Below are 11062 nucleotides of genomic sequence, written 5' to 3' on the forward strand. Positions count from 1 at the left end.
ATGAACTGACCGCCAGCACGTATTCTGGTCGACAACACCATCCATTCCCCGAGGGTCACCGATGACAGCTTCCCCCCGAGGTGCGCTTCCCCTGAGACTCTTGTTGCTCACGCTGCTCGGCGTGTTGTCCGGCCCCGTGCTGGCCGATGAGGATGAGGCGCCACTGCAACTGGTGGCCACGACCGCGATGGTCGCCGATGCCCTGCGAGAGGTGGGCGGAGAGCGGGTCGAGGTGCAGGGCTTGATGGGGCCCGGGGTGGACCCGCACCTCTATCGCCAGACCCGCAGCGACGTTACCGCCATGACCCGGGCGGATGCGGTGTTCTGGAACGGTCTCAACCTGGAGGCCCAGCTGCGCAACTTCCTGTCACGGCTGGCGGCACGCAAGCCGGTCTTCGCCGTGGGCGAGGCGGTGCCGGCCGAGCAGCGTCTCGCCGATGAGGCGTATCCGGACCAGCCAGACCCTCACGTCTGGATGGACCCCGGCCGCTGGCGGTGGGTGGTGGAGGGCATCCGTGATGCCCTGGTCGAGCTGGCCCCCGAGCATGCTCGGGAGTTCGAGGCACGTACCGATGCCTATCTCGCCGAGCTCGAGGCGCTGGATCGCTACGCTGACGGGGTGCTCGACAGCGTGCCCGCATCGGCGCGGGTCCTGGTGACGGCACATGACGCCTTCGGCTACTTCGGTGACGCCTATGAATACGAGGTCCTGGGGATCCAGGGCTTCTCCACCGAGAGCGAGGCCGGCCTGGCGCGCATCGAGTCGCTGGTCGACGTGCTGGTGGACCGCCGCATCGGCGCCATCTTCATCGAATCGTCGGTGTCGGACCGCAATGTCCAGGCACTGGTCGAGGGCGCGGCCGCCGAGGGCTGGACGGTAGAAATCGGCGGTGAGCTGTTCTCCGATGCCATGGGGCCGGCCGCTACCTACGAGGGCACCTGGCTCGGGATGCTCGATCACAACGTCACCCTGATCACCCGTGCGCTGGGGGGCGAGGCCCCCGCCGGGGGCAGACAGGGTCGACTGAGCCAGGAGGGGAGTGAATGAACGAGGCCCAGCACCTCTCCGATGAGGTGGTCGCGAGCCCGCTGGCGATCCATGGCCTGACCGTCAGCTATGACCATCGGCCGGTGGTTCACTCGGTGGACTTCATCACGCCGCCGGGCTGCATGACCGCCATCGTGGGACCCAACGGGGCCGGCAAGTCGACCCTGCTCAAGGCGGCTCTGGGCATCACCCGGCGCCTGACCGGTGATATCAGGGTGTTCGGCGAGCCCTATGACGGCCGTTCGCGCCGTGTGGCCTATGTCCCGCAGCGCAGCAGCGTCGACTGGGATTTTCCCGCTACGGTAATCGACGTGGTGACCATGGGGCTCTTCCGTGACCTGCACTGGTGGCAGTTTATCCGTCGGCACCATCGCGACAGGGCCATGGAGAGTCTGGGCCGTGTCGGTATGGAGGCCTTCGCCCAGCGCCAGATCGGCGAACTCTCGGGTGGCCAGCAGCAACGCGTCTTCCTGGCCCGCGCCCTGACCCAGGAGGCGGATCTGACCATCCTCGACGAGCCTTTCGCCGGGGTCGATGCAGCCACCGAGAAGGCCATCGTGGAGGTGCTCAAGACGCTGCGTCGCCAGGGCAGGACCCTGCTCTGTGTCCATCACGATCTCGCCACGGTGCGCGACTATTTCGATCACCTGTTGCTGCTCAATGTCCGCCGCATCGCCGCCGGGCCCGTGGCGACCACCTTCACCGCGCAGAACCTGCAGGAGACCTACGGTGGACGGCTCGGCGATGTCCAGTTGTTGCGCCTGCTGGACGAGGCGCCCCGGGAATCCCGGGAGTGCTGAGCATGGAAGCCTGGTGGCGTGCCCTGATCTTCGATGCCGGCTACAACACCAGCCTGGTGACCCTCGGTGCGATGCTACTCGGGGGAGGGGCCGGCATGATCGGCAGCTTCGTGTTGCTGCGCAAGCGCTCCCTGGTCAGCGATGCGATCAGCCATGCAACCCTTCCCGGCCTGGCCCTGGCCTTCATCCTGATGGCGCTGGTTTTCGGGGACGGGCGCTGGATGCCGGGGCTGCTGGTCGGTGCCGGACTGAGCGCCGCCGTCGGGCTCTGGGCGGTGCAGGCCATCAGCCACCGCACGCGACTGGGCGAGGATGCCGCCATAGGCGCCGTGCTCTCCACCTTCTTCGGCCTGGGCGTCGTATTGCTCACCGTCATCCAGTCGATGGCGGTGTCCGGACAGGCGGGGCTGACCGGCTACCTGGTCGGCTCCACCGCCGGGATGCTGGCGGCCGAGGCCCAACTGATCGCGCTCTGTTCCCTGCTGCTGGCGGCCGGCATCTTCGTGATGCGACGGGACTTCCTGATGGTCTGCTTCGATCCCGTCTTCGCCTCCACCAACGGGGTCCGGGTCCAGCGAGTCGATATGCTGCTGATGCTGTTGTTGCTCGCGGTGGTGGTGATCGGACTGCGGATCACCGGCCTGATCCTGATCGTCGCGCTGACCATCATCCCGCCGGTGACCGGCCGCTTCTGGACCGATCGGCCGCTTCGCGTGGTGGCGCTGGCAGCGCTGCTCGGCGCCCTGGCCGGCTACCTCGGCGTTACCCTGTCCAGCGTGCGCGAGGGGCTGCCCACCGGCCCCCTGGTAGTGCTGGCCTGCTTCGTGCTCTTCCTGGTGTCCTTCCTGCTCTCGCCGCGGCGCGGCATCCTGGCCACCCTGATGGCCCACCAGCGCTTCAAGCGGCGGGTCCATCTGCGCCAGGGGCTGCTTGCCATGGCCCGTGATGAGGCGATCTTTGACGACCTGACCATGAGGGTGCTTCGCCGCCAGGGCTTCATTCGCCGCGATGGGGTCGCGACACCGTCCGGTTGGGCCGCGGCTCGGGATGCCGAACACGAGGAGCGGCTCTGGGCGCTCTACCGGCAGTACTATCCGGAGGAGTCCGCACAGCTCGATCACCGCGGTCTGTTGCCGATCGAGCGGGTGCTCTCGCCGGATACCATCATGGTGCTCGAGAACCGGCTGATGATGGGTCGGGGGGCGCACCCATGAGCGATTTCCTGATGTTCAGCCTGGTGCCGATGACGGTCGCCATCGTCATCTGCATGTCCTGCGCCCTGCTGGGCAACTTCCTGGTGCTGCGTCGCCAGAGCCTGATCGGTGACGCCATCAGCCACGTCGCCCTGCCGGGAATCGTGGCAAGCTTCCTGCTCACCGGGACCCTGGCCTCCTCGGCGATGATGCTGGGCGCCGGGGTCTCGGCCTTGTTCACCGTGGCGATGATCGAGCTGATCCGGCGGCTGGGGCGGGTGGAGAACAGCGCGGCGATGGGCGTGGTCTTCACGAGCCTGTTCGCCCTCGGCGTACTGATGCTGGAGTGGAACGAGGTGGGGACGGTCCACCTGGACGTGGAGCACGCCCTCTACGGTAATCTGGAGAGCCTGATCTGGTTCGAGGGCACGAGTCTCGCCGCGCTGGTGGATCCGCGGGCCCTGTCCGACCTGCCGCCGCAACTGGCCCGGGTGGCCTGGATGGGGGCCCTGGTGGTTGCCTTCGTGGTGGCCTTCCGCCGCAGCCTGGTGCTGGCCAGTTTCGATGCGGACTTCGCCGCCAGCGTCGGTGCCCGCCCGACCCTGGTCGGCCTGCTGCTGGTCGTGATGGTGGCCGTGGCCGCCATTGCTGCCTTCGAGGCGGTCGGGGCGATCATCGTCATCGCCATGTTCATCTGTCCCGCCGCCGCGGCCCGGTTGATGACCGACCGCCTCGCCTCCCAGGTCGCCTTGAGCCAGCTGATCGCCGTGGCGTCGGCGGTGCTGGGCTATGTGCTGGCGGGCTATGGCCCGGGCTGGATGGGGTTAGGGGTCTCGCTGAGCGCGGCCGGCATGATCGCCACGCTGTCCGGGGGGTTCCTGTTGCTGGCCTGTCTCTTCGGCCCCCATCGCCATCGCAGGGAAGCGCTCAGCACCTAGTCGATATCGACATAGGCTCCCATCTCGCGCATCCGCGACTCGAAGCGTGCCACGTTGTCGACCAGGTCGTCGGGGCCGAAGGCCACGCACTCGGCCAGCAGCACCTCGATCAGGGTGATCGCCGAAAGGATCGAGGGGAAGAAGTGCGGCGTGGCGTTGGCCACCGGGAAGGTGATGCTGGCCCCGGGGACCAGCGGCGAGCGCAGGGTGTCGGTGACCACGATGGCATTCACGCCGTTGGCACGGGTGATCTCCAGGGCTCGCATGGTCTCGGCACAGTAGGGCTCGAAGCCGAAGGCGATCACCACGTCGCCCTCGCCGAAGGGGGCCAGCTCGGTGAGCAGGCCGCCCTCCTGCCCGCGGATGAGATGGATGTCGGGCATGGCGATGCGTCCCACATAGGCGAAGTGGTAGGCGCAGGCGAAGGTATCGCGAAAGCCCACCACCGCCACCTTGCCGGCGCCCAGCAGCAGCCGCGCCGCCTCGCGGACCTTCTTCTGGTTGTCGGCAGTGAACAGCCGACCGATGTTGTCGAAGGCCGCGTCTCCCACGTCCAGGAACACCTGGTCATCGGTCTGGCTGGCCAGGCTGCGCAGCTGGCTGGCCCGCCCCGAGAGCTCCACCGGGCCGGCCTGTACCGCCGACTGGAACACCTCGCGGAACTGCTCATAGCTCTCGAACTCGAGTCGCTTGGCCAGCCGCATCAGCGTCGAGGGGGTGACCTCGGCGGCGGCGGCTGACTTGCGGATCGACTGGAAGGCGATTTCGACCGGGTGTTCCAGCACGTAGCCGGCCGCCAGCTTGAGCTGCGGGCTCAGCTCCGGATAGGCCTCGGCCAGCTGCTGGTTGACGGCATCCAGTCCCGCCGGGGCCTCCGGCGGCGCATCCGGGCTCGGGGTCTGCGGTTCCAGCACGCGGTTCTCCTCAGCTGATCATGTTGATGGCATCCGCCCATCGTGGCAGAGCGCATTGTAACGCATGCGGGTCGTCATGAATGACACAACTGTATCTCATGGGAAAAATAATGGCACAGCTGTATTGACGCCCATCGGGACCCTCGTCTAGGATGCCCGCAAAACAGACGTGCCTCATTGGTATAGTGAATGATACGTTTGTTTCATTCATCGTCAGCCTCTACCAGGAACGACCGAACCCGACATGAGCCACTCCGCCAAGCATCCCGCCTACGAGACCCTGATCACCCAGCGCCACGGCCAGGTGATGGAGATCCGCTTCAACCGGCCCCATCGCCTCAATGCGGTGGTCGAGACGCTGTATACCGAGCTGCTCGATGCCCTCGCCGTCGCCTCCGCCGAGGTCGATATCCGTGCCGTGATCCTCACCGGTGAGGGTCGCGCCTTCTGCGTCGGCGCCGACATGAAGGAGCATGGCAGTGCCAAGCGTTCCCTGTTCCAGCGCCGCCAGTACCTGCAGCTGGGCAACGACGTCTGCGAGGCGATCCTGCGCCTCAGGAAGCCCGTGATCGCCGCCGTCAACGGCTATGCCCTGGGGGCCGGCGCCGAGATGGCGGTCTCCTGCGACTTCATCCTGATGGCCGAGGATGCCCAGATCGGCTTCCCAGAGACCAGCATCGGCACCTGCGTGGGCGGCGGCGTCTCCAAGCTCCTGCCCGAGCTGGTGGGTCTGGCCCAGGCGCGTCGGCTGCTCTTCACCGGCCGGCGCATCGATGGCGAGGAAGCCGCCCGCATCGGCCTGGCGACCTCCAGCTGGACCGCCGATTCCCTGCTCGACGAGGCCCGGGCCCTGGCGGGCGAGCTGGCGAAGCAGGCCCCGGTCTCCATCGCCATGCTCAAGCGCCTGGTCAACCAGGGCAGCGACACGAACCTGGAGAGCCAGCTGCAGCAGGAACTCGATGCGGTCTTCACCTGCTCCACCACCGAGGACTGGCAGGAGGGCGTCGACGCCTTCGCCGAGAAGCGCACGCCCCGGTTCCAGGGCAGGTAATCCCGATCTCCCGTGCCCGGCCAGTGACCGGGCTCGTCGTCACCGTTCAGCGACCCTCGTGGTCAAGGTCAGCAACACATGAATCCCATCGAAGGACACCTCCCAACCCGCAGCCCGCTTCACGACATCCTGGCGCCGACCGGCATCGCGGTGATCGGCGCTTCCGCCGATCCCACCAAGCGGGGCTACAAGGCGATGGTCGGCCTGATCAAGGACGGCTATCGCGGCGACATCTATCCCGTGAACCCCAAGGCCGACATGATCCTCGGGGTCAAGGCCTGGCCCTCGGTCACGGCGATCCCCGGCAATCCCCAGCTGGCGCTGATCTGCACGCCGGCGGCCACGGTGCCGGGGCTGATCGCCGAGTGTGGCCGTCGCGGCATCAAGGGGGCGGTGATACTCGCCAGCGGCTTCGCCGAGATCGGCGGTGAGGGGGCTGCGCTCGAGCGCGAGATGATGGCCAAGGCCGAGGCGCACGGGGTGCGCATCATCGGCCCCAACACCTCGGGCGTGTTCAACCTGCACCACCACATCAACCTGCTGGCGCTGGACAACGTCAAGCCGGGCGACGTGGGCATCATCTCTCAGTCCGGCAACATGCTGCTGTCGCTGGCCCTGGAGGCCCAGCACAACGGCCAGGTGGGCTTCTCCACCTACGTGGGCCCCGGTAACCAGAGCGACATCGGCTTCAACGACTATCTGCGCTATCTGGGCGAGGACGAGCACACCCGGGTGGCCACGCTCTACGTGGAGGGCTTCCGAGACGGGCGCAAGTTCCTCGAGGTGGCCCGTGACGTCACCGCCATGAAGCCGGTGGTGGTCTACAAGTCCGGGTCCACCGAGCAGGGCCAGAAGGCCGCCAGCTCCCACACCGGGGCCCTGGCCGGCAGCTACGCCATGACCGTGGACCTGCTCAGGCAGTCCGGGGTCAGCGTGGTGCAGTACTCCGACGAGATCCTCCCGGTGGCCGAGGGGCTGGGGCTGCTGCAGAAGTCCCGCGGCAAGCGGGTGGCGGTGATCTCCGACGGCGGTGGCCAGGCCACCATCGCCTCCGACCGCCTGGCCGAGGCGGGCCTGGAGCTCGCCGAGCTCTCCGAGGCCACCCGGGCGAAGCTGCGCGAGGTGCTCTTCCCCCAGGCGTCTACCGTGAACCCGGTCGACGTGGCCGGCTCCACCGATGCCAACCCCTCGCTGCTCGCCACCTGCATGGAGATCGTCGCCGACGATGACAACGTCGACAGCGTCTTCCTGGTCGGCATGTTCGGGGGCTACAGCATCCGCTTCGCCGAGTCGCTACTGGGCGACGAGATGCGCGGCGCCGAGGCGATGGTGGACCTCTCCAACGCCACCGAGAAGCCGCTGGTCATCTACAGCCTCTATACGCCGATCAAGCCGCCGGCGCTGCGTCGCCTGCACGAGGCGGGCCTGCCGGTCTACGCCTCCATCGAGCAGTCGGTGCGGGTGCTCGCGGCGCTGGGCGAGCGCGGCCAGTACCTGGCGCAGATCCATGCCCACGCCCGCGAGACGCCGGTGGATGCCCGTCCCGAGCTCACCGCCATGTTCCGGCAGGCCCGGGCCGAGGGGCGTGACCTCTTCGAGTACGAGGCCAAGCAGCTGCTGCGCGACCACGGCGTCGAGGTCCCGGAGGAGCGGGTCGTCAGGAACGAGGCCGAGCTTGCCGCGGCAGCGGCAGCGCTCGGCGAGACGCCGCTGGCCATGAAGGTGGTCTCGAAGGACATCCTGCACAAGTCCGACGCCGGGGGCGTGAGGCTCAACGTGGTGGGCGAAGCCGCCATGCATGATGCCCGCAATGCGATCCTCGACGCCTGCAGGGCCTACGACGCCAAGGCCGAGATCGAGGGCGTGCTGGTGGCGCCCATGGCGAAGAAGGGCGTGGAGGTGATCGTCGGGGTGATCCGCGACCCGATTTTCGGTCCGGTGCTGATGTTCGGCCTCGGCGGCATCTTCGTCGAGATCCTCGAGGATGTGGCCTTCCGCGCCATCCCGCTGTCGCGCCACGACGCCCGCTCCATGGTCGAGCAGATCAAGGCGAAGCGGATCCTCGAGGGGGTGCGCGGTGAGTCCGCCGTGGACAAGGAGGCGCTGGTCGAGTTGCTGCTCAAGGTGTCGAGCATCGTCGCCGCCTACCCGGACCTCAAGGAACTCGACCTCAACCCGGTCATCGTCAACGCCGATGGCTATGCGGTGGTGGATGCCCGGGTTATCGTCGACCGAGACAGCGATACAACCGACAAGGAAGCCCACACATGAGCACGACCCTGCCGTCACTGACCGATGCCCGCCTGACGCTTGAGGGCCGGGTGGCCACCCTGACCCTAGACCGCCATGACGTGCGTAATGCCCTGACCGGCACCGCCCTGGTGGATGACATCGTGGCCGTGGCCGACTGGGTCAATGCCTGCGACGAGGTCTCCGTGCTGGTCATCACCGGCGAGGGCTCGGCCTTCTCCGCGGGGGGCAACGTCAAGGACATGGCCGAGCGCGGTGGCGACTTCGCCGGCGACGTGGCCGAGGTCGCCAGCCGCTATCGCCGGGGCATCCAGCGTATCCCGCTGGCCCTGCAGGGCGTGGAGGTGCCGATCATCGCCGCGGTCAACGGCCCGGCGATCGGGGCCGGCTTCGACCTGGCCAACATGGCCGACGTGCGTATCGCCTCCCGCAAGGCGAAGTTCGGCGAGACCTTTCTCAATCTGGGGATCATCCCCGGGGATGGCGGCGCCTGGTTCATGCAGCGCCTGATCGGCTACCAGCGTGCCTTCGAGCTGACACTCTCCGGCCGGGTGATCGATGCCGAGGAAGCGAAGGCGTATGGCATCGTGCTGGAGGTCACCGAGCCCGAGACGCTGCTCGAGCGGGTCGGGGAGATGGCCGGGCAGATGGCGGCCCAGCCGCCCAAGGCGACGCGCCTGACCAAGCGGCTGATGAAGATGGGCAGCCGCATGGAGCTGCCCGACTTCCTCGACCTCTGTGCGACCTTCCAGGGCATGTGCCATAACGAGCCCGAGCACCTCGAGGCCGTCAATGCCATGCTGGAGAAGATGGCCAGGAAGTAGGCGACGCCAGCCGTCAGTCCCCGAATACCCCGGCCTGTGCCGGGGTATTCGGTTCCGGGAACGATGAAAGGGCTGGCTTTTCTCTCCTGCGGCTGGTGTGCTTGAGTCTCCACGAATACACACGGAGGTGTCATGGCCGACAGCACGCTGGTCTTCGTCGTCCTCGGGGTGACCCTCGCCGCCTTCGTCTGGGGGCGCTTCCGCTACGACCTGGTGGCGCTCTCGGCGCTGCTGGGCTCGGTCATGCTGGGGCTGGTGCCGGGTAAGGAGGCCTTTCTGGGATTCGGTCACCCGGCGGTGATCACCGTGGCCGCTGTCTTGGTGCTCAGTCGCGGTTTCGAGCGCTCCGGGGTGGTGGACGTGATCGCCGAACAAGTGCTCAAGGCCGGCGAGCGGCTCTTCCTGCAGTTGCTGGTGCTGACCGGCACCGTGGTGGTGCTTTCGGGCATCATGAACAACGTGGGTGCCCTGGCGCTGCTGTTACCGGTGGCCATGCGTCTGGCTCGCGAACATGACGCCTCGCCGTCACTGCTGCTGATGCCGCTGGCCTTCGGCTCACTGCTGGGCGGGCTGACCACCCTGATCGGCACCCCGCCCAATATCATCATCGCCAGCTACCGCGGCTCGGTGACGGGGGAGAGCTTCGGCATGTTCTCCTTCTTTCCCGTAGGCGCCGTCGTCGCCGTGACGGGACTGGCCTTCATCGTGCTGTTGGGCTGGCGCCTGACCCCCAAGCGTGCCGGCAAGGCCACCACCGAGGAGATGTTCGACACCGCCAACTACCTGGTCGAAGTCCGGGTGGGGGAGGAAGCCAAGGCAGTAGGATGGTCCCTCCAGGAACTGCAGCAGGCCCTGGAAGAGACCATCCCGGTGCTGGCCGTGGTCCGCGACGAGAAGCGTCGTGCCGGTCATGCCTTTCACGGCAGCCTGCGCGAGGGGGACATCCTTCTGGTGGAGGCCGGCCCCGACGAGATGAAGCTGCTCGAGGACAAGGCGGGCCTTACCCTGGGGGCCGAACCCGAGGAAAGCGAAGAAGAGGACGACGCGGCACAGGGCGCGCGCGAGCCTGACGTGGCCACGGCGCAGAAGGACCTGGCGGAGGCCGATGGGGCAAGCGGAGAAGAGGAAGAGAAGCAGGACAAGGAGAAGAAAGGGGTCGATACCGAGGGCCTGCAGCTGGTCGAGGTGGTCGTGCGCAACGACTCCATGATGGTCAACCGCACCGTCACCCAATTGCGCCTGCACAACCAGTTCGGCCTGCACCTGGTGGCGGTGGCCCGTGACGGTGGCCGCCTCAAGCAGCGCTTGCGTGACATCCGCTTCCGGGCCGGTGATGTCCTGCTGCTGCAGGGTGGCGAGAGTGAGCTCTCCGAGAGCCTGGCGACCCTGGGCTGCCTGCCGCTGGCCAGCCGCAACCTCACCCTCGGCCAGCCTCGGATGCTGCTGGTCTCCATTGCCATCTTCGCCGCGGCCATCCTGGCCATGGTGCTGGACCTGCTGCCGGCCGCGGTGGCGCTCTCCACGGCGGCCCTGGTCTCGCTGCTGGTGGGGGTGCTGCCGCTGCGCGACGGCTACCAGGCCCTCGATGGTCCCGTTCTCGTCCTGCTCGGCGCCATGATACCGGTGGGCGAGGCGCTGGAGACCAGCGGCGGCGCGGCACTGATCGCCGAGGGACTGCTGGCCCTGGGCAGCGACTGGCCGGTGGTGGTCACCCTGGTGACGCTCTTCGTGATCTCCATGGTGCTCTCCAACGTGATCAACAACGCCGCCGCAGCCCTGCTCATGGCGCCCATTGCGGCCAGTCTCGCCAGTGGCTTCGGTGTCTCGCCGGACCCTTTCCTGATGGTGGTGGCGGTCAGCGCCTCCTGTGCCTTCCTCACGCCCATCGGCCACCAGTCCAACACCCTGGTGATGGGGCCGGGTGGCTACCATTTCAGCGACTACTGGAAGCTGGGCCTGCCGCTGTCCCTGCTGGTACTGGCGGTGGCCATGCCGATGATCCTGATGGTCTGGCCCCTCTAGCAGAACGCCCCGGCACATGGCC

9 protein-coding genes are annotated in these 11062 nt (G+C 67.5%); 8 read left to right on the plus strand and 1 reads right to left on the minus strand.

Annotated features, from left to right (window positions below):
- Positions 1–103 precede the first annotated feature (103 nt).
- Genes QLQ83_RS01030 through QLQ83_RS01045 form a run of 4 tightly spaced genes read left to right on the plus strand, consistent with a single transcriptional unit; the run spans position 104 to position 3979 of the window.
- The gene (locus QLQ83_RS01030; protein ID WP_282733722.1) at positions 104–1048 is read left to right on the plus strand and encodes a metal ABC transporter solute-binding protein, Zn/Mn family; all 945 of its coding nucleotides are present in this window, start codon (positions 104–106) and stop codon (positions 1046–1048) included.
- Positions 1045–1848 (plus strand): metal ABC transporter ATP-binding protein, encoded by an 804-nt coding sequence (locus QLQ83_RS01035; protein ID WP_282733723.1) that lies wholly within the window; start codon positions 1045–1047, stop codon positions 1846–1848. Before QLQ83_RS01030 ends, QLQ83_RS01035 begins: the two co-directional genes overlap by 4 nt.
- A gap of 2 nt (positions 1849–1850) precedes the next feature.
- Positions 1851–3062, plus strand: coding sequence for a metal ABC transporter permease (locus QLQ83_RS01040; protein WP_282733724.1), 1212 nt, complete (start codon positions 1851–1853; stop codon positions 3060–3062).
- Positions 3059–3979, plus strand: coding sequence for a metal ABC transporter permease (locus QLQ83_RS01045; RefSeq protein WP_282733725.1), 921 nt, complete (start codon positions 3059–3061; stop codon positions 3977–3979). Before QLQ83_RS01040 ends, QLQ83_RS01045 begins: the two co-directional genes overlap by 4 nt.
- On the opposite strand, the gene QLQ83_RS01050 is transcribed toward QLQ83_RS01045, so the two are convergent.
- Positions 3976–4893 (minus strand): MurR/RpiR family transcriptional regulator, encoded by a 918-nt coding sequence (locus tag QLQ83_RS01050; RefSeq protein WP_282733726.1) that lies wholly within the window; start codon positions 4891–4893, stop codon positions 3976–3978. The genes QLQ83_RS01045 and QLQ83_RS01050 overlap by 4 nt on opposite strands.
- Positions 4894–5137: 244 nt before the next feature.
- Between QLQ83_RS01050 and QLQ83_RS01055 the strand changes: the two genes are divergently transcribed.
- The 4 genes from QLQ83_RS01055 (at position 5138) to QLQ83_RS01070 (ending at position 11040) form a co-directional block, all read left to right on the plus strand.
- The gene (locus tag QLQ83_RS01055) at positions 5138–5944 is read left to right on the plus strand and encodes an enoyl-CoA hydratase/isomerase family protein (protein ID WP_282733727.1); all 807 of its coding nucleotides are present in this window, start codon (positions 5138–5140) and stop codon (positions 5942–5944) included.
- A 78-nt stretch (positions 5945–6022) separates the two neighbouring features.
- A complete protein-coding gene (locus QLQ83_RS01060) occupies positions 6023–8215 on the plus strand; it encodes an acetate--CoA ligase family protein (RefSeq protein ID WP_282733728.1) in 2193 nt (730 codons plus the stop codon).
- A complete protein-coding gene (locus tag QLQ83_RS01065; protein WP_282733729.1) occupies positions 8212–9018 on the plus strand; it encodes an enoyl-CoA hydratase-related protein in 807 nt (268 codons plus the stop codon). Before QLQ83_RS01060 ends, QLQ83_RS01065 begins: the two co-directional genes overlap by 4 nt.
- Positions 9019–9150: 132 nt before the next feature.
- Positions 9151–11040 (plus strand): SLC13 family permease, encoded by a 1890-nt coding sequence (locus tag QLQ83_RS01070; protein ID WP_282733730.1) that lies wholly within the window; start codon positions 9151–9153, stop codon positions 11038–11040.
- The last annotated feature ends 22 nt before the right edge of the window (positions 11041–11062 follow it).

The sequence above is a fragment of the Halomonas rhizosphaerae genome (assembly GCF_030010555.1).
Taxonomy (GTDB): Bacteria; Pseudomonadota; Gammaproteobacteria; order Pseudomonadales; family Halomonadaceae; genus Halomonas; species Halomonas rhizosphaerae.